At 43.0% G+C, this 21,825-nt stretch carries 29 protein-coding genes; all 29 read right to left on the minus strand.

What is annotated here, in order from left to right:
- Positions 1-3 precede the first annotated feature (3 nt).
- Complete coding sequence (locus JNG37_RS08175; RefSeq protein ID WP_158457388.1) at positions 4-1,353, minus strand: phage tail protein; 1,350 nt, start codon at positions 1,351-1,353, stop codon at positions 4-6.
- Positions 1,353-2,018 (minus strand): phage tail protein, encoded by a 666-nt coding sequence (locus JNG37_RS08180; protein ID WP_158457386.1) that lies wholly within the window; start codon positions 2,016-2,018, stop codon positions 1,353-1,355. The genes JNG37_RS08175 and JNG37_RS08180 overlap by 1 nt, the downstream gene beginning before the upstream one ends.
- Before the next feature lie 44 nt (positions 2,019-2,062).
- Positions 2,063-4,723: a hypothetical protein gene (locus JNG37_RS09930; protein WP_238336302.1), complete on the minus strand. Its 2,661-nt coding sequence runs from the start codon at positions 4,721-4,723 to the stop codon at positions 2,063-2,065.
- A gap of 3 nt (positions 4,724-4,726) precedes the next feature.
- Complete coding sequence (locus tag JNG37_RS08195) at positions 4,727-4,936, minus strand: hypothetical protein (RefSeq protein ID WP_158457384.1); 210 nt, start codon at positions 4,934-4,936, stop codon at positions 4,727-4,729.
- Positions 4,937-5,031: 95 nt separating this feature from the next.
- Positions 5,032-5,460 (minus strand): hypothetical protein, encoded by a 429-nt coding sequence (locus tag JNG37_RS08200; RefSeq protein ID WP_158457382.1) that lies wholly within the window; start codon positions 5,458-5,460, stop codon positions 5,032-5,034.
- A gap of 12 nt (positions 5,461-5,472) precedes the next feature.
- Entirely contained in the window at positions 5,473-6,090 is a 618-nt protein-coding gene (locus tag JNG37_RS08205) for a hypothetical protein (protein WP_158457380.1), read from the minus strand.
- Positions 6,091-6,459: a hypothetical protein gene (locus tag JNG37_RS08210; RefSeq protein WP_158457378.1), complete on the minus strand. Its 369-nt coding sequence runs from the start codon at positions 6,457-6,459 to the stop codon at positions 6,091-6,093. It lies immediately after the preceding gene.
- Positions 6,460-6,867, minus strand: a complete 408-nt coding sequence (locus JNG37_RS08215; RefSeq protein ID WP_158457376.1) for an HK97-gp10 family putative phage morphogenesis protein — start codon at positions 6,865-6,867, stop codon at positions 6,460-6,462.
- A complete protein-coding gene (locus JNG37_RS08220) occupies positions 6,867-7,175 on the minus strand; it encodes a phage head-tail adapter protein (protein ID WP_158457374.1) in 309 nt (102 codons plus the stop codon). Before JNG37_RS08220 ends, JNG37_RS08215 begins: the two co-directional genes overlap by 1 nt.
- Positions 7,172-7,702, minus strand: a complete 531-nt coding sequence (locus JNG37_RS08225; protein WP_158457372.1) for a hypothetical protein — start codon at positions 7,700-7,702, stop codon at positions 7,172-7,174. The genes JNG37_RS08220 and JNG37_RS08225 overlap by 4 nt, the downstream gene beginning before the upstream one ends.
- Before the next feature lie 32 nt (positions 7,703-7,734).
- A complete protein-coding gene (locus JNG37_RS08230; RefSeq protein ID WP_158457370.1) occupies positions 7,735-7,962 on the minus strand; it encodes a hypothetical protein in 228 nt (75 codons plus the stop codon).
- A gap of 10 nt (positions 7,963-7,972) precedes the next feature.
- On the minus strand, positions 7,973-8,890 hold the full coding sequence (locus JNG37_RS08235) for a hypothetical protein (protein WP_158457368.1): 918 nt from the start codon (positions 8,888-8,890) through the stop codon (positions 7,973-7,975).
- 23 nt (positions 8,891-8,913) lie between these two features.
- A complete protein-coding gene (locus JNG37_RS08240) occupies positions 8,914-9,471 on the minus strand; it encodes a phage scaffolding protein (protein ID WP_158457366.1) in 558 nt (185 codons plus the stop codon).
- 197 nt (positions 9,472-9,668) lie between these two features.
- On the minus strand, positions 9,669-9,869 hold the full coding sequence (locus JNG37_RS08245; RefSeq protein ID WP_158457364.1) for a hypothetical protein: 201 nt from the start codon (positions 9,867-9,869) through the stop codon (positions 9,669-9,671).
- Positions 9,870-9,923: 54 nt separating this feature from the next.
- Positions 9,924-10,109 carry a hypothetical protein gene (locus tag JNG37_RS08250; RefSeq protein WP_158457362.1) on the minus strand — a complete coding sequence of 62 codons (186 nt, stop codon included), beginning with the start codon at positions 10,107-10,109 and terminating at the stop codon, positions 9,924-9,926.
- A 1-nt stretch (position 10,110) separates the two neighbouring features.
- Complete coding sequence (locus JNG37_RS08255) at positions 10,111-11,778, minus strand: phage minor head protein (RefSeq protein WP_158457360.1); 1,668 nt, start codon at positions 11,776-11,778, stop codon at positions 10,111-10,113.
- Positions 11,696-13,210 (minus strand): phage portal protein, encoded by a 1,515-nt coding sequence (locus tag JNG37_RS08260; protein ID WP_158457358.1) that lies wholly within the window; start codon positions 13,208-13,210, stop codon positions 11,696-11,698. The genes JNG37_RS08255 and JNG37_RS08260 overlap by 83 nt, the downstream gene beginning before the upstream one ends.
- An 8-nt stretch (positions 13,211-13,218) precedes the next feature.
- Positions 13,219-14,523 (minus strand): PBSX family phage terminase large subunit, encoded by a 1,305-nt coding sequence (locus tag JNG37_RS08265; RefSeq protein WP_158457356.1) that lies wholly within the window; start codon positions 14,521-14,523, stop codon positions 13,219-13,221.
- Positions 14,501-14,932, minus strand: a complete 432-nt coding sequence (locus JNG37_RS08270; RefSeq protein WP_158457354.1) for a terminase small subunit — start codon at positions 14,930-14,932, stop codon at positions 14,501-14,503. Before JNG37_RS08270 ends, JNG37_RS08265 begins: the two co-directional genes overlap by 23 nt.
- Positions 14,933-15,133: 201 nt before the next feature.
- Positions 15,134-15,547 (minus strand): DUF722 domain-containing protein, encoded by a 414-nt coding sequence (locus JNG37_RS08275; protein ID WP_158457352.1) that lies wholly within the window; start codon positions 15,545-15,547, stop codon positions 15,134-15,136.
- Between the two features lie 543 nt (positions 15,548-16,090).
- Positions 16,091-16,267 carry a hypothetical protein gene (locus JNG37_RS08280; RefSeq protein ID WP_187321642.1) on the minus strand — a complete coding sequence of 59 codons (177 nt, stop codon included), beginning with the start codon at positions 16,265-16,267 and terminating at the stop codon, positions 16,091-16,093.
- Positions 16,267-16,467: a DUF1642 domain-containing protein gene (locus JNG37_RS08285; RefSeq protein WP_158457350.1), complete on the minus strand. Its 201-nt coding sequence runs from the start codon at positions 16,465-16,467 to the stop codon at positions 16,267-16,269. Before JNG37_RS08285 ends, JNG37_RS08280 begins: the two co-directional genes overlap by 1 nt.
- Positions 16,460-17,491: a DNA cytosine methyltransferase gene (locus tag JNG37_RS08290; protein ID WP_158457348.1), complete on the minus strand. Its 1,032-nt coding sequence runs from the start codon at positions 17,489-17,491 to the stop codon at positions 16,460-16,462. The genes JNG37_RS08285 and JNG37_RS08290 overlap by 8 nt, the downstream gene beginning before the upstream one ends.
- On the minus strand, positions 17,488-18,081 hold the full coding sequence (locus JNG37_RS08295) for a class I SAM-dependent methyltransferase (RefSeq protein ID WP_158457346.1): 594 nt from the start codon (positions 18,079-18,081) through the stop codon (positions 17,488-17,490). Before JNG37_RS08295 ends, JNG37_RS08290 begins: the two co-directional genes overlap by 4 nt.
- A complete protein-coding gene (locus JNG37_RS08300; RefSeq protein WP_158457344.1) occupies positions 18,078-18,320 on the minus strand; it encodes a DUF3310 domain-containing protein in 243 nt (80 codons plus the stop codon). The genes JNG37_RS08295 and JNG37_RS08300 overlap by 4 nt, the downstream gene beginning before the upstream one ends.
- Positions 18,307-18,525, minus strand: coding sequence for a hypothetical protein (locus tag JNG37_RS08305; protein ID WP_044753003.1), 219 nt, complete (start codon positions 18,523-18,525; stop codon positions 18,307-18,309). Before JNG37_RS08305 ends, JNG37_RS08300 begins: the two co-directional genes overlap by 14 nt.
- The gene (locus JNG37_RS08310; protein WP_158457342.1) at positions 18,512-18,922 is read right to left on the minus strand and encodes a RusA family crossover junction endodeoxyribonuclease; all 411 of its coding nucleotides are present in this window, start codon (positions 18,920-18,922) and stop codon (positions 18,512-18,514) included. Before JNG37_RS08310 ends, JNG37_RS08305 begins: the two co-directional genes overlap by 14 nt.
- A complete protein-coding gene (locus JNG37_RS08315) occupies positions 18,912-19,166 on the minus strand; it encodes a hypothetical protein (protein WP_158457340.1) in 255 nt (84 codons plus the stop codon). Before JNG37_RS08315 ends, JNG37_RS08310 begins: the two co-directional genes overlap by 11 nt.
- Positions 19,167-19,553: 387 nt before the next feature.
- Complete coding sequence (locus JNG37_RS08320) at positions 19,554-21,818, minus strand: AAA family ATPase (RefSeq protein ID WP_158457338.1); 2,265 nt, start codon at positions 21,816-21,818, stop codon at positions 19,554-19,556.
- Between the last annotated feature and the right edge of the window lie 7 nt (positions 21,819-21,825).

The raw sequence follows: 21,825 nt of genomic DNA on the forward strand, positions 1-21,825 counted from the left end.
TTATCATTTCCTTTCTAATGCTTCTACTCTGGTTATCAATTCGTCCAGATTGATTTCTTTGGTTACGAGCAAATAATCCAACTTCTGCTTGTCTTGTGCTGACAATAGCTGGCTTGATTGCTCCGAGACCGCTGTGTTGACAGTCTCAACAGCTTCTGCAGTCGAGCTGGCAATAATTCGGACTTCTTCAAGTTGGCTCTGTTGCTCTTTTAGCTGTCTGGTCGTGACCAGTTGCTTTGTCCTTCTTCGAACATTGTCCAGTTGCCACTCTTCAGCAGACTTAAACTTGTCACCAATCGTCAAATTAGACCGCTCAACACTTACTAGGTCAATCTGCCGTGCTACTACTCTCAATCGTTCGTCAATAAACATAACAGGATTGATGACCCTGTATGTGTTCCCTTCCTCAAACTCGTCAAAGTTTGGATTGATGTGTGACAAGTTGACTGCCGAGACAGAGTATTGATAGGCTACTGCCTTTTGAGTAGCTAGCTGGCTCTCTCCTGCTTGTTTTAAAGCAGCAGGGTCCTCTATGTCATCAAAGGTGGCAGTCTCCATCTTAATACCATACTCGGCAATCAAATCAGGTCTATCGATGTAGTCTTTCCCATTGTTGACGGATGCAATGCTGACACGCTGATTTGTCTCACTGTTCTGTTTGCCGTAGACTAGCAATCGTGACACGATACCCTCTGGGTTGATGTGTTGTTTTAATGACAATAAATTGACAGAGAGCTTGATTTCTGTGTCGCTGTCGACACCAATCTGTTTCTTTAAGTCAAGGTACCTCTTGCCGTTCTCTTTGCGAATCTGTACCTCTAGTCCATACTCGTTTAGGATAAGGTCTGTCAACGTGGCAAAAGTCGATTTTGCAGGGTCGACATCTGCTTCCATGTGGTCACCTGTCGCGATTAGGTCTGTCAAATCGCCCGGCAAAAATTCCTTATAAGATTCCAGGTTATCGTTGTGGAATTTTAATACCTGCTTTACAAATTCAGACTTCTTCCCGCGGTAGATTTGTTGCCGTTGCTTGCTGTCGTTCAGAAAGTCAAGCTCTGACTTGGCATTGTATGCGAATGTAAATACTCCACTCTCAGCCATGTCATTTGTGATTGGAGCGATACGGCCATAAAATACTTCTCTACCTGTCCGCATATTGACTACTTGGACCATGGTCTGCAAGGGCTTGATAAGAGCCTTGTAGCCAGCATTATTTGGTAAGAACTGGAAATCAAACTGGGCAATCTTATTGATTTCAAATTTAACAATGGCCGACAAGAGCTTGTTCCCGCCGGCCATTGAATCATGGATCGGTGTCACGTTGGCACCGTTTATCAAACTAACTGCATACATCAAATCAGCTCCTTAAACCATTTGAACGAAATTCTGCCGTTCCCTTCGATGCGAATTTCATTCTCTTTTTCGAGTGTGAAAAAGTCATAAACACGACTACCTGGAATGATGCTGAATTGTTGATTCCGCATAGTCAATGTCATGTTGCCAGTCGACGTAATCTCTGGTCGTGCCAAACTGATACCCGTGTTGACCAATAGAATGTCAAGCGAACCTTTAACATCGAAAGCAATATCTTGGAATGCGTCTAATTCAAAGTTAAATTCATCCCAGATATCGCTTCCTTCAGCTTTCTCGGAAATCATGAAGGGATAGGCTTTAAATGGAACTTCTAACGCACCATTTTTCCAGATTGTCTCAAACGAAGCATTTTGTTGTACTTCGGCTAGGAAGTAGTAACCTGGTAATCCCTCATATTCGAAACGAGTCAAACCGATAGTGCCAAACAGCCAATTAACAACCTGTGTCCGCAGAGTCATCAATGACAATCTGGGATTTATCGTTGCACTTTCTAGCTCGAATTTACATGTAATCGTTCTCTGCTCGTACAATTGCCCGCCATACACAGAAGAAAAGTCATAATTCTCGTTTGAAAAAGGAATGGAAACCATAACCTTTTTCTTGTCCGGAATACCGATATCAATAGATGTCAACTTCAATCCCATGTCGTCGAATGAGTTCCTGTTGTTAAAATTTACTGCATATCCTCTTACCAACCAACCGTACCTCCTTGATCAACAATTATCATTCTTTGAGCCTGTTCTTCGCTAATATACCCTATCAGCAACTTGGCAAAAGTTTTCCCGTCAACCTGCAAATATACCGGTTGCGGTTGAGTTTCCTGTTTAGGTACTTCAACAACGATTTTGTCCGACATTTGCTCCATTATGAGACCAGCCAACATGCTCATTGTCGGCTTATTCAATGGCAACACTGCTTCTGGACCAGCTTCTCCACCGACCATTAAGTTATTACCGTTCATACCGAAAATGGTCGGTCCATTCATGATACCGCCTTTGGCATACCATTCAACACCGATACTAGGTACGCCTTTCTCTGCCCATTCTAACGGGTTCATGGAGCCAGAAAAACTAAAATGAGGCATTTTAAGATGTGGCCATTTAAATTCAAAATTAAATAATCCCTTTATTGTCTCAATAGCGTTTGACACAATATCTTTTGCTCCATTGATAGCGTTTGAAATGGTATCTTTAATACCGTTCCATATGTTCGTGACCGTTGTCCACACATTTTGGAAAATCGAAGTTACTGTATTGTAAATACCGTTTACAGTATTACTGATAAACGATGTGATATTACTCCAAATCGATGAAGTAGTATCTTTAATACCGTTCCATATATTCGTGACAGTCGTCCATACGTTTTGAAAAATTGAAGTTACTGTATTGTAAATTCCGTTTACGATGTTGCTAATAAACGATGCGATATTACTCCAAATCGATGAAAAAGTATTAAAAATAGCATTGAGAATGAAAGTGAAGAACGTTGATAGTGCGGTCCAAATAGCCTGTCCATTTGAGACGACACTGTTCCAAATACCTGTCAGAAAGGACATAAAAGATGACCACATTTGTCTGCCTGTTTCGGTCTGCGTAAAGAACCATACCAATGCAGCAACAAGCGCAGCAATTGCCATAACGACAATCATTATCGGATTAGCAGACAGGACAGCGTTAAAAATTCCAAAGGCACCACTTGCTCCCATTGTGGCTGCCGCTTGGGTTGCTTCTGCTGCTGTTAAAGCACCGGATTGGACAAATCGGGCCAACATCAACCCGTTTCCAACAGCAAGTAAGGTATTACGAACCGTTTCTATTGCTTGAATAGTGCCTGTTACCAACTTATATCCTGCCCAGGCAGTTGTAATACCTACAATAGCAGCTTTAAAGGCATCAACTGTCGGTCCGCCTTTTTCGAACAATGAGATAAAATCAGAAACCTTGCCTGCACCTTCCGTAACGATATCGACAGCAGTTTCAAACGAAGATTTGATTGTATCGCCAATTTGAGTCGTTGTTGTTATGATGGTCTCAGCAGTGCCGGAATCCATCCCTAATTTGGTAAGTAAGTCGATATTGTCCTTCTCGCTCATAGAGCCAAAAAGAACATCGAATATCGAGCTGATGGTAGCGAAAGCTAAATTCAGTCCCTCGGTCAATCCTTGGAAACTTCCTTCAGGAACTGAGAAGACTTTTTCCAAAAACGTGACAAACGCCTGAGATACTTGAGGTAAGACTTGGTCGAACAAAATCATAAATAGACTTGGCAATGTTGAACCAAGTGCGCCTAGCAATTCTGTCGCACCTGTAATCAAACCAGGTAGCAGTGCTGATAAGATTTGTGGCAAGTATCCAGCTAAAATCTGAATCACTTGAGATAAACCTTGAATCAATCGTGGCAGTGCCTCAACAAGCCGTGGAACGATATTTTCGAGAGCGATACCGATAGCCTCGGTTAGCCCTCCAACCAATTCACCAAAATCTTGGTCTGGGTCTGCCATACCAGTTAGGAAGTTCTCCCAGGCAGCCTTTACCATGCCCACAGAGCCAGAAATGGTAGATGCTGCCTCTTTCGAAGTCGTACCAGCAATTCCCATTTGCTCCTGCATGATATGGATAGCTTCAGTCACATCAGCAAACGACGAAATATCATACTTGATTCCGCTGATTTTCTCGGCGTCATCAAGCAAGCGTTGCATTTCCTCTTTTGTTCCGCCATAACCAAGCTTAAGGTTATCCAACATCGTGTAGTTCTGCTTGGCAAATCCTTGGTATGCGTTTTGGATGGATTCCATCGAGGTACCCATCTTGTTCGCATTGTCAGACATGTCGATAATAGCCTGGTCAGCAAGTTTAGCGGCTTTCTCAGTATCTCCGCCAACCGATTGAATCAGCGAGGCAGAGAATGATGTTGCCGTTTCCATATACTGATTAGCAGACAGACCGGCGGTCCTGTATGCAATTTTGGATTTGCTTAACAAATCCTCTTGAGCGTTCATGAGCTTGTTATACTCACCAGATGCCTCATCTACACTCTTGCCAACAGATTGTGCATACTCTTCTAGTGACTTTCCACCTGCCCCAAAAAGAGTCTCGACACCACCAACCAATTGCTCGTACTCGGCGTAATGTTTGGTTGCTGCGCCTGTAAGCCCAGCTAATGCAGTAATACCAATGGCAAGACCAGTAGCCATGACCTTCCCTGCTTTGGTCGCAAGTTGCCCTATCTTACCAAATACCGCAGAGAGTTTCCCGTGCGCTCCTTCGGCTTTGCCTGTTGTTTCATCAATAGCCTTATTAGCAGACTTGTTATCAATTCCAATTTTGCCAAACAATTCAAAAATGTTCATGCTTTACTCTCCTTTCTTTGGTAATTTCAAGATAGATTCAGCCAAGGCAATGGCTTCTTGGTCTTTTTCTTTCGATTGTTGCTTCTTGTTTTGCTTTTCAAGATAACTTTTTTTCGAGTATCTCTTGATAAAGTCAGATAATGACATGTCTACATCTTTTGATTTCCAGATGTCAGTCAATTCCTCTTTATCTTGCTCATCTAACAGGTACATAAAAAAATCCAAAGCCTCACTGAGAGTTTGGGTCTCTAGCAAAGTCTTTGGATTTCCGTACCGCTTGAAAAGTATATCTCTTAATTTATGGATATCTAACCCAACAGCGAAGCAATAGATTGGAAAAAATCTTTGAGTTCCGCCTTTTTGCCGAAATCAATCAATAATTTTGAGTAATCAAGCATACTCAATGATTCAATTTCCTTCTGACTCGTACCAGTTAGGTCAGCCAAGAATTTGTTGACATCAGCCTTCGCATCGTTAACATGACGCAAGATAGCAAAGCCGATGTCAGTTACCAACACCATGCCACGTTTTTGATACTCGGTATTCGCAACTTCTTGTTCCTTCTTGGTCGGCTTTTTCTTTTTGTGATCAGCTAACGGAATGACATCTTTTCCAGCACCATATTGTCGTTCAATCAAAGAAACAACTTCTTCCTTGATGTCGAGCTTGCCAATGATGGACAACATCGTAAAGATGTCGCCACCATTGAGCTCACGCATTTCTAGTTTTTCAGACATGTAGACCTCCTATTAAGCAATTTCTGGGAAATAGATACGACACGGCAGGCTCAAATCATCAACCTGTCCCTCGTCAGCATGAGCTTCAAAAGTCATAGTGATGACCGCCTCTTCATTATCTTTGGTCTCAAAGTCAAGACCAGAAGTACATAAAGCATTATCGATGATAACGATAATTGGGTCGTTTGTCCCGGACATCGTTCCCACGATACCGAGGTTTTCGATATAATCTGTGTTTTCGAGTTTTGATTTGCCGGAAATCACTTTGTAACCTGTCGGCGCATCCGTTCCATCAGCTTCTTTGATTTCCCCATTAATTGATAGTCGGATATTCTCGGCAGTCAGTTCTTTGACATTCGTCTCAATCTTAGCCGTCTGGCTCTCGAGAATTTTTTGGCCAACAGCGGGCGTAAACACACCGTCAATCTCAACTACACGATAATTGACTTCAACTGTTACCTTGTTCCCTCCGGCAGTTGCACCTAACAAATCACCTTCCCATTGTCCAGTGCCTTCTTTACCGCCTGTTGGATTCCAGGTTAGATTTTTATAAATCGCGCCCGCATTAATCAAGTAATGCTTTGGCGTGCTGGTGGTGTAGCCAGTTCGCTTCACAGCTGCTTTATTCATTTATTTTCTCCAATCTAATTTAATAAAAAAACGCAAATTCCGTCGTTGCAGGTCGTCCAAGTTAGTTGGCACTATCTGCATCGCTTGGAATTGCGTTCGCATGTAGCAATCTTCGAGCATTTTGTCAAAATGTCTAAAGTGCATCTTGATGCTTTCGGATAATGTTTCGATTTCGACCTGATCCAGTCCTTTGTTACAAAAAACATCCACATCTAAGTAACAACCGTCTGCGTGACGATCAATATTGGTCAAGCTGGTTGCAAAGACCACATAGGGATACTTAACAGTCTTAGCAGAGTTCTTGATGTAGTAGCTTTCGTTGTGGATGCTTTTCAGCTCTTTTAAGATTGTTTTGATTACTTCTTTCATCTACCCTCCTAAATCTCTCAAGCAGTCTGCTAGAATGTCCTTTATGGCTTTCTGATTTTGCCTAAAAGCTGGTCTGAGGTACGGTTGCGGCGGCATTCCGTAAGTAAAATGCACCTCACCGTCAGGCGTTTTATACAACCAGCCGCCCTTGCGACCATTTCCGTTTTCGGCAAATTCACCAGTACCAAATTCAACATAGATAGCATACTCGCAGTTGGTGCCGACATAGGCTACCAATTCGCTCTCATTGACCTTGTAGCCAATACTGTCTCGTAAGCCTCCGGTTTCTCCGACAGGTGCCAAAAGCACAGCCTGACCTTCAACCAATAACGCAGCCTTTATGAGTCCTCTAATCATCGCTCGCTCAAGTTCTCTCTTGACGGCTGCTGAATTATCTACAAATTTCATCAGTGGACACCTTTGACATAGATTTCCAGATGATGTCCAATATTCACTGGATCATCAACATAGGTCACCTCATAGGTTTTTCCGTTTACTTCGATTTTGTCGTCAATTTCAGCATTGACTGTCATGTCCTTAGTCAAGATGACATGGGTACTATCTTCAAGGTAGGCTAGTTTGTCTGTTGATTCACTGCCATCCAGCATATCCATATATCCTGCAAATACAGCTACGCGTTTATGCTCAAAGATTTCTTGGCCCAATTCATTTTCGCCAACCAAATTACGCTTAAATAGATAAAATGCTAGCATCATGACCACCTCAGCTTTCGGTACTTGTCCAAAAAACCAAGTAGGCTGACTGGGTAGCCCTCTGAACTTTCGGCAGCCGTCACATCGTAATAGGTCACGGACCAGCGGGCCACTGTTTCGGACTTAATCCCGGCTTTGTCTCGCATCTTGGCATCGTAAGCAATCAACTTCTTGACACCTGTCAGCACGTCCGCAGGATAGCTTATTTTCGTCGCTATGGCACCCGAATTGGTTTCTGTGATAAAATCCCCACGGACAGTAATTACACTGTCAGAGACACTCTCAACGATGTATAGACCATCGTTGTAGTCCGTGCCGTTGATTTCAATTGTGTCACCAGATTGGAAGATATCCACACGACCACTACTGGCCTTGATTGTGCTTCCAGACAATCGCAAACCACGGATGCGGAATTTAATCAACTGAAAATTGTTATTAGTCAGGTTTCGGACCATGGTTTCCAAACCGTCACAGGTTTCTTGTGTAATGCTAGAATCTAATTCTTGCGCATCATCTAGATCAATAATCATACATACCTCCAATTAAAAAGGAGAGTAGCTGACTACTCCCCTAGTTTTGATGCTTCTAAAATCTCAATTAAAGTTTCGGTTTTTGCATTCTTGGCATACTCGATGCCAGCTGCATCCAATTGGGCTTTGATATCGTCACGGGACAAACCTTCCTGTTCTTTGTCCTCAACGATTTCTTCAAAACCTGCTTCGATGAGCCGGTCAGCTACCAAGTCGTTATCTGTTACTTTTATAACATTCAATCTCTTAAATTTACGCATAGCCTACCTCCTAGGCTACTGTGTTGGCAAAGATTGACTTCTCTTTGGATTTTGGAATCCAGATGTCGTGATACTTACGGTAGTCCATATCCCAAGCATTCGCACGTTGGTTGGTCATTGGATCAAATACACGCACCACATCAGTTTTAGACACTGCGATAGGGGCATTCTCAGCAATGATGAGCCAGTTGATTGCTTTTGCAGATGAATCTGCGACAAAACCACCTTTTTCTTGCCCGCCGGTCTTACCATCATTAAATTGGAATGCCGTTTGAAGCAAAGCTTGCTGGGTTGGCACGATTTCGTGACCATCAAGCTTAGTCACAACTGTTGCCACTTCGCCAGCTGGTGCAGTGTTGACTGTTGACATACGTTTTGCAGCTTTGTCATCAAGCCCAAGGTTAGTCAACATAGTTTCAGACATGGTAATTTTAAGCTTAGAGGTATTTCCAACAACCTCTTTTACCTTTGCAATGTCTTTCAAGAGCTCAGTCAAGATGTTTGAGTCTGTGATTGTAGCTGTACGAGTTTGACCGACTTCAATAGCTTTAGCAGCGATTGCAGAGTAACGGTAAGCATCGATTTCAGGTACAACCAAAGTGCGCTGGAACTCGCCCATGACAGTTCCTGCAGTTGCTACAAAGTTGGTTTCATCCACATCCATAGCATCCAGCTGGAATTTACGACCACGGTCTTGGGTAAGTTTGTAGGTGTCCCACGTAAGCGTCACAGCACCATCAACGTAACCAGAAGAACGATCATAATCTGCAAGACCATCCATGACGATAGACGGTAATTTGACTTCGTTACCGCCGTTGTATTGAACCAATTTGCTATTGACTTCCATCCAGCCGGTTGTTGACTCTTGCACAATTTGCTTATCGAGAGCTGGTTGGAAAATTTTTGAATATTCGAGTGTGTTTGGCATAGTTTACTTCTCCTTTTTGCGTATTATTTTAGTCCTAATGCCTGGCTAAATTCATTAGCCATAGATTGAGCTGGGTCGATTTTTCCGCCTGGTGGGATATCGGCCCCACCCAAATGTTTAAAACCGTTACCAGGCTGTTCTGGCTCTGTGGCTTGGAAGAATGTCGGATGGTTGGTCTGCAAATCCTTGATTTTACTATCAAGGTCCTTGATGCTACCATCTTCTGCAAATTCCACGTCACCAAGCTTGTACATGAGATAGTCCACATCAGTCGCTTTAGCATTGGTTAGAGCATCCTTGATGGTTTGCTTCTTGACTGTTTCCTTTGCGTCGGCTTCCAGTTGTGATACCTTCTCTTTGTAGGTTTTGAGTTCATTCTGCAGTTCTTCATTGTCCTTGTTAGATTTTTTCAATGTGTCGAGCGTATTGTTTGCTTCTTTGAGCTTAGCAGCCTGCTCGTTGTAGACATCTTTCGGGACAGCGTGCTTAGGAAACTCTTCTTTGACTGCGTTCATGACCGCATCAATGTCTGTTTTTCCATCTGCAGTGTGTTTCTCAATAAGTTCTTTCAACCAATCCATTATTGGTTACCTCCATAGATTTTTTATGCTGGCTCTCCCAGCAGGGAGCGTCTGCAATATGCCACGCAGACCTGGCCTGCCTAGTTTTCCGTCATGCGACAGGACATAAAGAAAACCACATGGTATTCCATACGGTTTCGAGTATTTTAGAGTAATTTCAAGCAGTCTTTCCTGCTGTCAAGATGAGCGACCACCTCCTAGCGTTTCCAAAATGGTTTCTTGGCATTGCTTTTGACTACTTGCTTTTCAAGTTTGTCAAATCTCGAATTTGTAGCCTGAGCATTGCGTTCGACAATATTCCATAGCTGATTGTTTTGGTCAATCAAAAAATCAATATGAGTTTCCAAAGTACGAACGCGATTTTTAAGCTCATATTTCTTCTTCATTCGCTTATTCATAATCTTCTCCTTTCTATTTTTGCAACAAAAAAGCACTTAGATTTCTCTAGGTGCTTAATAATCTCCAAATGTTGAGCGGGTGCGTTGGTATTCTTCACGCCACTTCAAATATTCATCCCTTGCCTCAATAGCTTCCTGAGGAGCATCTGGTACCAATTCCATGGTACCGTACTGATAGGGTACCAAAAAATCGCGGAACTTTTGCATCAGTCTATCCCCTTTGTCAATAACCATTTCCATGTTACCACACCTCCTTTTCTAAGAATTTTATAATTAATTTTGCACGTTTATCCGATTTTAAGACATTAAGTGAGTTTGATTCCGAAATTATCTCATTAGTTGAATTTAGATTTCCTATATTTTGGTTTAGATGCTTATTTGCATATCCACTCACATCTTCACCGATATTATACCTCTTTGACCTCAAAAACTCAAGTAATTTCTCGTTAAATCTTTGCTTCGATTCTGCGTAGGTAATATCGTTCGCTTTTGCGTGATGTTCAATGTGCATATAGTGTTTATAATGCCCTAATTCATGAACCAGAGGTCCTCTAGGATCATTATCAACTGCAAAGAATTTTCCAATATTCCCATCATTGAGCCATTTCTGATTAGCAGCCTGTAACTTCTTCACGATAGCTTTTTCATTGAATTTTGTCGCATTCAGAAAAACTGTGTTGGTCTCTGGATCATACGCTCCAAAATTATTCTTCTTACCGATATCTTTGGCGCTGTCATAAAGTACGAATCTGGGAAATGGACTGCCTTCTGGGACTGTTAATCGACTCATGACATCGTCAATTTGACGTTCATAGTACGAGAAAGACTTGCGTGCAGATCCCAAACTGTCAGATACATAGAGGTCATGTTTCGAATTAAGCACTCTTCGCCCTCGGAATGCTACCTCATCGCCGTGGATAAGTTCTGAGTTCCCTTTCTGAGGACTAACTAACTTATCTGATTTTAAATAATCCGTGTCAGAACCAACTGTAAATTGGCGTCGATCAATAGCTTTCTCCCACTCCCGATAATTCCGATACTCGGCAACCTCTCCGGTCTCATTATCTCGCCTCAAAAGTGTAGTATCATCATCTTTTAACCGTGATATAGTCCGACATCGGCAGTTGACATCCTCGCTGGCAAAACCAAACATATGCGGTTGTTTGGTCCGAAGACCGTTAAGCTCAAAATAGCCGTCCTTGTCAGCCTTGGCACCGTCCAGCTCTGCATGATTATGCCTTGTGCGACCGTCCAGAGTTGCTACCCAGACCTTATCGAACTCGATGCCGAGCCCTTTGGCTTCTGCCTGAGCTTTTTCCCTAGCCACAGCCTGCACCCGTCCAGCTTCTGTCCGAGTAATCATCATAGCACGACGATATGAGCTATACCCTTGTTCTGCCAATCTAGCAGATGCCTGGGCGTAGCTTGCACCGTGTAGAAAGATGCGGTTTAGGTCATCTTTGATGTTGTTTTTCAGCCGTTCGACAACCCCGTCATTCAATCGTTCAGATAGCTTATAGTTTGCCACAGGCGTTTCAATGATGGTCCTTAACTCTTCTTCTTTGAGCATGGCAAAGCTAATCCCACCATATCCACTCTCAACATCGTAGAATAGTTCGTTATAGGCAACTTTCCCAGTATCAATTAGATGACCCGTAATTTCGCTTCTAAGCCCTTTCTTCAACTTATCGGCTGATTGGTCTAACTGCTCCAAAAGTGTACTCATTTGACTCAATTTGAGTCTCTGGGAAGACGTTAGACTGTCCAATCGCTGATAATCAACTAACAAGGATTTTTTTAAGTCCTTAATCGTGTCAATATAGAGGTTATAGAGCCGTTTGTCCGTCGCTTTGTCCGCCTTCTTCAATAGGTTCTCTATTTCCTGCTGGAACTTGTTCAGCTCCGTCATTTGTCACCTCCGTCGCTTGATTAAAATCAGCTTGATACCCTTGTTCTTCGAGGGCTTTCTCGACTTCGTCTGGGTCAACTTCCAAGATACCTGCCAGCAATTCCAAAACAGTACGGTCGTCAAGCCGAGGTGCTGCAGTCATGACATTGTTAATCAGGACTTGATTGGTTTCAGCTTCCGTCTTAGCAATTGCAGCATTATCTGTCTCGTTGGCCATGACATCTCGAGTTATAGTTATCTCAATATCGTTTGTATTGTAAGCTTTGCCATGCAGTTCGTTGATGTTCTCAATAATCAGCTGCAACATCTCTTTGATGACTGCACGCAAACGGACCTCAATCTTGTTGCATTTTAGGTCGAGTAGGCTGTACCGTGATTTGATAACCACATTTGTGATGTTTCCGTCGCCTGTCTGCGAGCTGTCAAAGCCCATGCCAAACTTGTAGATAGCTTCCTTGTCAATCTCAAGCTTAGCCTTACGAGCCTCAACAGGGATATTGGTTGTGATGACATCGATACCGCCATTTTCACCAACTCCCACGGTCTTCTTAGTCTTGAGGTTTGTGACTAAGGTAGACAGGTTGTCGCCCTCATAACCTCGAACAGCATAAATTGGATGATCAAAATCAATCAGGTTATTCGACAAGGCACAGGCCATCATGTCGTAATCGTCAATAATGTCCTTGATAGGTTGCAGGTCATTGGTCTTGCTACGATTATTGTACAAGCAAATATACGGCACCTGACCGTAGCCTTTACCGAACTTGTCCTCTCCCTTTTGAGCTAGCATGTGAGGCTTAGGATTGAATTCGGTTGAAGTGTCCAATTTGACTGCTTGACCATCCTCCTGAACAAAGTAAAAGACCTCTTCCTTGGTCCATAACTGGATTTTGGTCACGGTCTTCTGCTTATTATCCTTGACAATCTGGTCGTCATAGTAATAAATAATCTGGTCGGTGTCGTAAAACTCGTCATAGATTGGGATGATTTTGAGAGCATCAGCAGTCTTAAATCGCAAACGACCGTATGCATCCTTTCTCCAAAAGACATACTCGTAGGATTTCTGGCTCGCTCCCTCGACCAATTCCTGTAACATCAACTGGAAGTCTTCGTCGATGTATTCATCCAGATATTCCTGTAGACCTGCCTGCTCTGTCGCAATTTCAATCGGATTAGACAACAAATACTGCACTTTCTGGTCTACCAGCTCTGTAAAATACTGATGGGCAATCCGTGTGTTGCTTCGGTTCTTCTCTTCGACGAGCTCGCCCTCATTGTTAAAATAAAAAAGCCGATAATTCGCAATATCGTGCTTGCCCTCATAGTAGTCAATGCCCGTCTGCATCTCTTGCTTGAGCTTGCTTCCGCGGTCATCTGTAACTAGTCTTTTGATTTCGGCAGTCAGTGCCGAAATATTGTCTGTTTGTAACATTGTTCCTCCTAAACAAGCCAGCCTGTGCTCTCTGCACACTGCAGACCATATCTTAGTGCATCCATAAGGTGATTGTTCTTATCCTCTGGCTTATTCAACCACTTACCTTCTTTGTCCTGCTGGTAGCAGTACGAGTAAAATTCGTCCATGATATGCGTGCAACTAGGATGCACTACAATCTTGTACCCCTGCAACTTAGATACGCCTGCCATGATACTGTCTTTGCCTTTACGGCTTGCTTTAATCCTGCGGATTCCGTACTCTGATTTTAACTCTTCAATCAGCCGAGCCTCAGCACAGTCCGCAATGATTTGATTACTGGCATATCCTTTGTCAGATATCATCTTTGCGATATCCTTGGTAAATAGACCTACTTGATAATGCTCATCAAAGACATAGATGTTCTTACTTTGGTCATCTATGAGATAAGCTACCAGAGCAGTCGGATCATGAGTGAAACCAAAGTCAAGACCAACGCATAGCTTGTAATTCCCAGATTGTAGCAGTACCTCTTTGTCAAAATCGGCAACCTGGACATTTTCGTAGACTAGCCCCTCAGCCACTCCCCATTCGCCATCGCAAACAATACGAGCCCGCCGTGGATTAGTGACATAGAGGTCCTCGTATCGCTTGATATCGACCTCATCCAACCATTCGTTGCATCTAAAAGTAGTCGTCAAAGCCAAGGTATCCGCTCGCTTAGTATCCTCGTCAAAAAATACCTTTTTGAGCCAGTGACGTTCGTTCCACGGGTTAAACGTGACCGTGATTTGTTTGTAAAACGGAACGTTTCCATATGTACCGTCTAGTCGATTGAAAGCAAACGCCGATGTATCTTGTAAGCTACCACGGATTGATTCAACGACCGTCGAGAATTTATCTTCAGTCTCAATCTGGTAGGCTTCTTCAAACCAAGCCCAGCAAAGAGAGCCTACATCAACCGTGATAGATGTAATCTTCAACTCATCGTCTAAACCTCGAAAGAGGATTTTCTGGCCTGTAGCCTTAACTGTTATCTCTGGCAGACTCTCGTTAAACTTAAACTTATGACTAACTTTAAGCTGGTTACAGGCCCATTTAAAATCCGTATAAGTTGATTGCTTATTGGTATTCGAGTAGCGACGCACGACAAGCAGATTAGCCCATGGGCACTTCAGTAGATTGACTACGAAGTTCAAAGCGGTTGTTTTCGACTTTTTACTCCCGCGGCTGCCTTTTACGACTCTGTAAAAATTCCTAGACCGCCAGAATTGACCATAGCCCTTACCGACAATCTTTGGCAAATCAACGTTAATCTGGAATGTCTGCTTCATTCGCAAACACCACCGTTCCATTTACCTCGGCTTCGACTTTATCGGTCCACAACCTATGTCGTTTACCCAAAAGCTCGGCAGCCTTGATTCTGTCCTTGGCTCCAACGTCGATATCAATAACCTGCTGGCCAAGCTCGCCGATGCTACAAAGGGTCTGTTCCTGGGTCTGGCCTCTCATGACTGATGTAAGGTATTCAAGCACTTCCTGCTGATCAGCAACCTTTTCTGATTTCAACTCTTCAAGCCGTTCGTCGATATAGGATTTTATAACAGGTTTTAACAAGTTTTCACTTCCGACTTGCTGGGCTGAACGCTTGGCATACCCAGCCTTTATCGCTGCCTCAGTCGCATTTCCACAAATGATATACTCATCTGCAAAACGTTGTTGTTTTAGCGTTAATTTGCTCAATTTTCTACCACCTTCCTAGCAAAATACAAAAAGACCACATCTCTGCGGTCTCTCTGAGTGAAAAAATGGTCCCTCGCATGATACTAGCAAACATGGTCACTGGGTCCTTTATTTTTATTTTTTTTGTGCTAGTTTTTAAAAATCCGATGATACAACTTTAACATTAAAATCGTGACACTTAAAGCGTTTTTTGTGTCAGTTTTACAAATCTCCTCTAAAATCTGCAAAAATTGTCAATATCCGCTCTCTTTTGCGATAAATACTCTTGCGAGATACATTAAGCATAACAGCTATCTCTTCCCAAGTATTTACCGACCGAATTGACCAACGAAGGTAGAAAATCCTTTTCAGCTCGTCATCCAAAGACTCAATCGTTGCTTCCACAGCTTTTCGGAATTGCTCCAGGCCGTTTATCCTCACATCACTCGACCAACGTGCCACAAGTGACTCTGTTGGTTTAGAAACGATATTTGGTTTGCCTCCGCCGATATTATAATCGTTCGACACCTCCGTCTGTATTTCCAGCTTGCGGATAGCAATTTTTTTATCAATCTGTTGGTAGTCGAATAATTTCGAATCTAATGCTCTCAATTCTACATCTGATAACTTGTTCACGCTCGCACTCCTTTGTGATATAATAGTTTTAGATTTTACTCACAAAGGTCAGTACTAACGTGCTGGCTTTTTTCTTGTCCTTGACCCATACCGCAATAGGGTTTCGGACAGTTGATATTTCTAGATTCCTTTCTTTATTTTTGCGGTGATTTCCCTTGCTTTACCACAATCCACAAGAGACAACGACTGTAGACTTTTATTTTTGTGGCTGACCGTACTGCCATTGGTCCAATAATGTGTATATTTATTTTGCAAAGGAGTTCCTCCTTCTTTTTTTATTTTTGGCAGAATGACCAACCGACCTGCTACAGTCGGGAGGCCTTAGATTAGGTTAACTCCTCCAACGCTACCCGTCTGAATTGTGGGTATTTTTTAGCTTCTTCTTGGGTGCATTTGTAGGCTAGCCTCTCTAATTTTTCTAAAAAATCTGTTCCATTTATAATAAATGTACTCGTGCTAGCTTCTTCTGTGTCTATAATGTAGTTGTATTTAAAAAAACATTATATCTGGCACATTGATCAGCAATACGCCTAGTTTTTCCATCTAACAACCTCCTGAACAGCCTGACTTAATATACTCTTTAAAAGCCTCGAGTTCTTCAACAACATCATCCAGTACTTTTCTCTCCTGTCTGATGTCTTTCTTCGAAGCACCTTCTCGCCGGATATAATGTTCCAAAGCGTGCTTCATGATATGCAATCTCACATATTCACTTGCCATTATTTCTCCTCCACAGGCACAGCAAACTGCCACAACCGTTCGTCCTTCTGTTTGATTTCAGTTTCTGTCAATCTATCTGTGTATCCTTTCAATCCTTTTCCACTATGGAATAGATATTTGTTTGTTCGTATATTTTTAAACAACTTACCAGAACTTACCCCTGCAATCTCAACGGTATACAACCGCTCCTGCTTATTCATCTGTTTCCTCCAATCTTCTTGCTATCGCCTCAATCACATTTACCGTGACCGAGTTGCCAGCTTGCTTGTATAGCTGGCTATTACTATTTACTGCCTGGGCTCTATCAAATGCCCAGTCTGGAAAACCTTGCAATCTCCAGCACTCACGAGGTGTCAGCTTGCGGATACGGAAACCATCTGTTATACCAAATGTTCCGCAATGAGTTGTACTAACACCACCATTTGCTGTCAGCGTTCCAACTTCGTTTTTTATGTTTTTGTTGTAAAAATCATAAACCTTAACATAATTATTCTCCTGCCAACTGTTGCTAGTCAAGGTCGGTGCTGTACCATGTTCTCCACCTTGATTGTATCCACGCCCACGTTGGAGAATTTTCTGCTGTTTACTTTCAATAACGTACGACCCGCTCCCTTGTGCTTCTCCGTACCTGGCGGTAATGGTATTTGTTGGTTGTCCTTGTAAGTTGCCAGCTTCCTTGCTATCTCCTCCGAAAGGAAAAATCGCTCGTCCACCTGCTCCTCTAAGATGTCCGATAATAAACACCCGCTCTCGGTTTTGGGGCACTCCAAAATTTTTGCTGTTGAACACTTGCCATTCCGCATCATACCCCAGTTCATCCAACGCTCCGAGGATAACCTCGAACGTATTTCCATTGTCGTGGTTAAGCAATCCTGTGACGTTCTCAAGGAATAAATATTTAGGTCGGAGAATAGATGCGAACCGAGCAATCTCAAAGAACAAAGTCCCTCGAGTATCTTCAAATCCTGCTCGTTTTCCAGCAATGCTGAAAGCCTGGCACGGAAATCCTCCACAGATAACATCCACACGTCCGATTCCTCGAACAGACTTATCTGTAACTGCTGTGATGTCATGAAATTCAAGTTCTCCTTCCGTATCATGTATCGCTTTGTAGCTCTTTCTGGCAAATGGGTCAATCTCACAAAAGCCAACACATTCATGTCCGGCTCGTTCCATACCTAGTCGAAATCCACCGATGCCAGCGAATAGGTCAAGAAATTTCATTGTGTGTCCTCTGTAGTTAAAAATTTAATCATCGGCTCGCCAGCGTAGGTAAGGTCCCAAACAAACCAAGCGAAGCACATCACACTTGACCATGGCTTACCTTGCTCGTCTAAAGGCTCTCCGTTACGCATAGGAGATACACGTTTGCTATGAACATACACATATTTCAAAGGTGTATCTTTGAATAATTTCGCCCTAGCTTCCGTTTCCAAGAATTGTAATTTTGCAAACATAACAACTTGCTTATTAGCTACTGTTAGTGCTTTCTCTACAAACTCTTTTGCGAGTTTGAAAGGCGGATTCGTAATGACTACTTCTACTTGTTCAAAATCTTCTGTGAGAAAATTAACTCCGCCTTTACCAAAACCTCTGTCAATTAAATCTGTTGCTCTGATTTCTGCATGAGGGAAATGTTCAACTAAGACTTTTACCAAATGTCCCTCTCCACAAGCTGGCTCTAAAAATGTATTGAAATGTGATAGATCGTGATATTCAAGAAATAGCTTCGTTGCTACTTCAGGGGTTGCGTAATAGTCGTTCTGCTCGCGCTCCCGTAAACCTTTACCTCCTGTAATCACTGCGTGATTCATATTTCTCCTTTCGTTCCCTCCAACTCCTCAATCAACCAATCCAAATGCTGTCTAGCTTTCTTCAAATCCTCAACACCATTTTTTTGTTGGAACCGTAACAAGTACTTGATAACATTACCCCAGTAGTATGCACACTCACCTACCAAGTCTCCAATAAAATTCTTGACCACATCCAAGGCTTCCATACCATACTTGCCTTGGTAGTGTTTCGGTTTGGTCACATTGTCAAATCGTTCCATTTGCTTTCTCCTCCAACCAATCAAATATCATTTCAAATTGATTCATGACCAATCTGTCATTGTTATACTTCTTACTGATTTCCGCCATGGATACCACAACCCAGTTCCAGTATGCCTGCGTGTTGAACCCAACTTCTTGCATCTTCTGGTTACTGGCTCGCATCCAGTTCGGGACTTCTGTTTCAAAAAATTCAATGTAATTCATCCAACACCTCTACTTTGATATAAATACCGACTTGATCAGACCAAAACTTTTCGACAACCTCGCTAGCAACTTGGGCATCATCTTCCCAAAAACCAATGGCAGTCATACAGTCCTTTAACAACTTCTGCAGATTGTCTGTATCTGGCTTAGTAGTCTTGTACTGGCCATGCTTTGATTTCTTCGTCCGCGGGAATAGCCACTTGACTGTCAGACGAACTGGACCCTGCAGCTTATCCGGAGGAACGTGCCTTGCCAACAATGCCTCGTACTTAGCTCTGGCATCTGCCAATTTTTCAGGCTCATAAAATTGTGGCTTACCGTTAACCATTCTTACTTGTTTTTGTTGGTGTGTCACGGTAGGTATTTTTTTCATTGGCAGGAAAAATTCAAGTACCATAATCCACCCCACGCCATCGACCTGTATCTGGATTATAGACGATATAGCCAGCAGATTTTAATTGCTCCATTACCCAATCTTGAATTTCTGGAACGTCCGCTAACCATTTTAGTACTTGAGATTTTTCATGAGCAAAATCTTGCCCAGGCAATGTGTGATACAGAGGTGGCATATTTTTTGCGACTAACAATTTTTTTGAGCGTCGTTTATGCTTTTTATTTTTAACTTCTAGTGTCCTAGACATATTTATTTTACCTTTCCATATTTTTATTTTCGCCTTAAGTCCAGAGTGAAGGACAGGGTTACAGGGTTACAAGGGGCGGATGCATAGCCCCCTTGTTCCTGTACCTGTTCTTCTGGACCTCTAGGGACATTTCCCAAATATCTACACTACAGAGTAGTTAGATATTCTGTCCCTCGGTTTGTCCCTCATTTTCTCCAGTTTGTCCCTAATCATTCAAACCCGCATGGTTGAGCGATTTCTTAGGGACATTTTCCAATTTGTCTGTTGTCCGAAACTATAATTTGGGACACAGGGACATTTTCCAGTTTGTCTGTGATTTTGGACAGACAAATTGGGATTTTTTCTCCAGTTTGTCCCCCCAATTTGTCCCCAATTTGTCCCTGTCCCCTAGCTATTATTTATAGGCAATATTTGACCTTTTTCAACTTCAAATTGACCTGTATTTTTTAGCCATCTTCGGACTGTTTTTTCGCTCACTGGTTTTTCTTCTGTCGAAAAATATTCCACTACTGCATCAACTGTCACAGGCTCAAGACCATCATCTAGGATTTGGATTGCATTTATAAGTTTTTCTTGCTTATCCTTCGCAGACTCTTTCTTAGCTTTTGGGCCTTTATCAAGATTCTTCTGCCAGTTCGGTTTGCTTTCCTCCAACTGAATGTCAGCCAGCACACCCGATGTATCCACGCTATGCACTGGGTAACTAAACCACATGTTGACTGGCTTAAACTTGGCAAACTCACGCAGCGTACCTTCCACACGCCATGCGGTCGAAATTTCTACCGCATGCACGACCTTGGCAATCTCGTCTGTATAGACCTTGCGGACCAGCACATCTCTGATGGCCTTCTCGAAGTGATCACGCATCTGTACCCTGCTTTCCAAGTCATCTAAGCTAACATACTGCTGGTAGTAGTCCAAGGCACGCTCTTGCAGGGCTCTTTGGTAAATAGCACAGGTAGCTTTATCAGACCGCATCTTAATCAAGTCATCTGTCAACTCTAGCTCTACCAAGTCAATCAACGCATCTGGATCACGAGCGAACACTCCCGAGCCACTGGCACGGTCCATGGACTTCTTTCCACCTTGACTGCCTTTTGAGTGATGGTGGCAGTAAATCACGCTACAACCAAGTTCAGTTGCTACCTTGTCGAATTGATTGGTAAAATGGGCCATTTGGTCTGCTGAGTTTTCATCGCCCGTCAAGACCTTATAGATAGGGTCGATGATGACTGCAATGTAGTCTTTTTTCAAGGCCCTACGGATGAGCTTCGGTGCCAACTTATCCATTGGCACAGTCTTCCCACGCAGGTTCCAGAGGTCAATATTTTGGATATTGTTAGCTGGCACACCCATGGCAGTATAGACATCCTTAAAGCGATGCAAGGCTGACGGTCTGTCCAGCTCTAGATTGACATAAAGGACCTTGCCCTTAGTACACTCCCAGCCAAGCCACTTGATGCCCTCAGCGATTGCGATTGAGAGCTCAATCAAGGCAAACGACTTCCCTGCCTTAGATGGACCAGCCATGAGTAGTTTGTGGCCTTGTCTGAGCACGCCTCTGATAAGCTCTGGCGCTAACTCTGGCATATTCTCCCAAGAGTCTGATAGGCCTTCTGGATCTGGCAAATCATCGTTCAAATCCTCAATCCATTGGTACCATTCTTCATAATTGGTCTTACCAATATTTGTATCAATCAAAAACTGCTTCTTGCCGTTGCGCATGATACCTGGCATCCGTGACAATCGGCTAGGATTTCGGTTCTGGGTATCAATGTCCAGCCCGTTCTTCTTACAGATTTGGTAGATGTAGTCCACACGCTTACGGTATTCTTGATAATCTCTGGCATCTACTTTGACGATAGCGTGCAGGGATTTCTTCCCGCTGTGAACTAAGGCAGCAATCGGCAATTCCAGCTCTTTAAATAAAGCGTACTGCTTTCCTAATTCCATGCTGTCGGATTCGACCAAGGCATATCGGAAGTCAGTCACGTTGTCATTCTTGACACCTTTGCTGTCCAACGGATTGAAGCGAATCCAAGCACCAGCCTCTTCCTTGTAGTCACCAAAGACCGCACCGATGTCACCGTTACAGCCTTGTAAGAGTTGAATCAACTCTCCAGCCGTCCTATCAAACGCACCTTGCGTAGGCTTGTATACAGGACCGTTATCAGTATCAATCTGATAGGTCTGCGTGACATAACCAACATAATCTGTGCTGTTAAAGATTGTTTCCAAGTAAGTAATCAACTCTTGGACCGGTGCCCAGTTTGAAGGCTCTCTAACCTCTTTCGATTCGACCCAGTTCTTATCAACAATCTTATAATCACGGTCGATTGTGTCATTCCAGCCCAATTCATGAGCATCGTCAGTCATTTTAAATTCAGACACCCAGCCATTGTCTTTGGCCATTTGTGTGATGGTCGCTCCAGTCACAGTTCCCAGACCACCTCCTTGGAAGCTGTCCCACTTCTTAAAACACTCTCCACGCTTATATCTAACGGGGTCCTTCTGTGACCATACATCCCAATCCATTGCTGTGTAGCCCTCTTGCTTAAGGGCAAATCCAACATTAACCCAGTCCTGATATGACAGAGTGGCTGGGTTAATATAATCAAGCAATGGGATGAGGTCAAATTCTCTTTCTGTCATTTACTCT

The sequence above is a fragment of the Streptococcus suis genome (assembly GCF_016775005.1).
Lineage (GTDB): Bacteria > Bacillota > Bacilli > Lactobacillales > Streptococcaceae > Streptococcus > Streptococcus suivaginalis.

What these genes read in the sequence shown, in the direction of transcription:
- JNG37_RS08175 (WP_158457388.1), bottom strand. Translation starts at nt 1,353, where the DNA reads ATGTATGCAGTTAGTTTGATAAACGGTGCCAACGTGACACCGATCCAT.
- JNG37_RS08180 (WP_158457386.1), bottom strand. Translation starts at nt 2,018, where the DNA reads ATGGGATTGAAGTTGACATCTATTGATATCGGTATTCCGGACAAGAAA.
- JNG37_RS09930 (WP_238336302.1), bottom strand. Translation starts at nt 4,723, where the DNA reads ATGAACATTTTTGAATTGTTTGGCAAAATTGGAATTGATAACAAGTCT.
- JNG37_RS08195 (WP_158457384.1), bottom strand. Translation starts at nt 4,936, where the DNA reads ATGTACCTGTTAGATGAGCAAGATAAAGAGGAATTGACTGACATCTGG.
- JNG37_RS08200 (WP_158457382.1), bottom strand. Translation starts at nt 5,460, where the DNA reads ATGTCTGAAAAACTAGAAATGCGTGAGCTCAATGGTGGCGACATCTTT.
- JNG37_RS08205 (WP_158457380.1), bottom strand. Translation starts at nt 6,090, where the DNA reads ATGAATAAAGCAGCTGTGAAGCGAACTGGCTACACCACCAGCACGCCA.
- JNG37_RS08210 (WP_158457378.1), bottom strand. Translation starts at nt 6,459, where the DNA reads ATGAAAGAAGTAATCAAAACAATCTTAAAAGAGCTGAAAAGCATCCAC.
- JNG37_RS08215 (WP_158457376.1), bottom strand. Translation starts at nt 6,867, where the DNA reads ATGAAATTTGTAGATAATTCAGCAGCCGTCAAGAGAGAACTTGAGCGA.
- JNG37_RS08220 (WP_158457374.1), bottom strand. Translation starts at nt 7,175, where the DNA reads ATGATGCTAGCATTTTATCTATTTAAGCGTAATTTGGTTGGCGAAAAT.
- JNG37_RS08225 (WP_158457372.1), bottom strand. Translation starts at nt 7,702, where the DNA reads ATGATTATTGATCTAGATGATGCGCAAGAATTAGATTCTAGCATTACA.
- JNG37_RS08230 (WP_158457370.1), bottom strand. Translation starts at nt 7,962, where the DNA reads ATGCGTAAATTTAAGAGATTGAATGTTATAAAAGTAACAGATAACGAC.
- JNG37_RS08235 (WP_158457368.1), bottom strand. Translation starts at nt 8,890, where the DNA reads ATGCCAAACACACTCGAATATTCAAAAATTTTCCAACCAGCTCTCGAT.
- JNG37_RS08240 (WP_158457366.1), bottom strand. Translation starts at nt 9,471, where the DNA reads ATGGATTGGTTGAAAGAACTTATTGAGAAACACACTGCAGATGGAAAA.
- JNG37_RS08245 (WP_158457364.1), bottom strand. Translation starts at nt 9,869, where the DNA reads ATGAATAAGCGAATGAAGAAGAAATATGAGCTTAAAAATCGCGTTCGT.
- JNG37_RS08250 (WP_158457362.1), bottom strand. Translation starts at nt 10,109, where the DNA reads ATGGAAATGGTTATTGACAAAGGGGATAGACTGATGCAAAAGTTCCGC.
- JNG37_RS08255 (WP_158457360.1), bottom strand. Translation starts at nt 11,778, where the DNA reads ATGACGGAGCTGAACAAGTTCCAGCAGGAAATAGAGAACCTATTGAAG.
- JNG37_RS08260 (WP_158457358.1), bottom strand. Translation starts at nt 13,210, where the DNA reads ATGTTACAAACAGACAATATTTCGGCACTGACTGCCGAAATCAAAAGA.
- JNG37_RS08265 (WP_158457356.1), bottom strand. Translation starts at nt 14,523, where the DNA reads ATGAAGCAGACATTCCAGATTAACGTTGATTTGCCAAAGATTGTCGGT.
- JNG37_RS08280 (WP_187321642.1), bottom strand. Translation starts at nt 16,267, where the DNA reads ATGGCAAGTGAATATGTGAGATTGCATATCATGAAGCACGCTTTGGAA.
- JNG37_RS08285 (WP_158457350.1), bottom strand. Translation starts at nt 16,467, where the DNA reads ATGAATAAGCAGGAGCGGTTGTATACCGTTGAGATTGCAGGGGTAAGT.
- JNG37_RS08290 (WP_158457348.1), bottom strand. Translation starts at nt 17,491, where the DNA reads ATGAAATTTCTTGACCTATTCGCTGGCATCGGTGGATTTCGACTAGGT.
- JNG37_RS08295 (WP_158457346.1), bottom strand. Translation starts at nt 18,081, where the DNA reads ATGAATCACGCAGTGATTACAGGAGGTAAAGGTTTACGGGAGCGCGAG.
- JNG37_RS08300 (WP_158457344.1), bottom strand. Translation starts at nt 18,320, where the DNA reads ATGGAACGATTTGACAATGTGACCAAACCGAAACACTACCAAGGCAAG.
- JNG37_RS08305 (WP_044753003.1), bottom strand. Translation starts at nt 18,525, where the DNA reads ATGAATTACATTGAATTTTTTGAAACAGAAGTCCCGAACTGGATGCGA.
- JNG37_RS08310 (WP_158457342.1), bottom strand. Translation starts at nt 18,922, where the DNA reads ATGGTACTTGAATTTTTCCTGCCAATGAAAAAAATACCTACCGTGACA.
- JNG37_RS08315 (WP_158457340.1), bottom strand. Translation starts at nt 19,166, where the DNA reads ATGTCTAGGACACTAGAAGTTAAAAATAAAAAGCATAAACGACGCTCA.
- JNG37_RS08320 (WP_158457338.1), bottom strand. Translation starts at nt 21,818, where the DNA reads ATGACAGAAAGAGAATTTGACCTCATCCCATTGCTTGATTATATTAAC.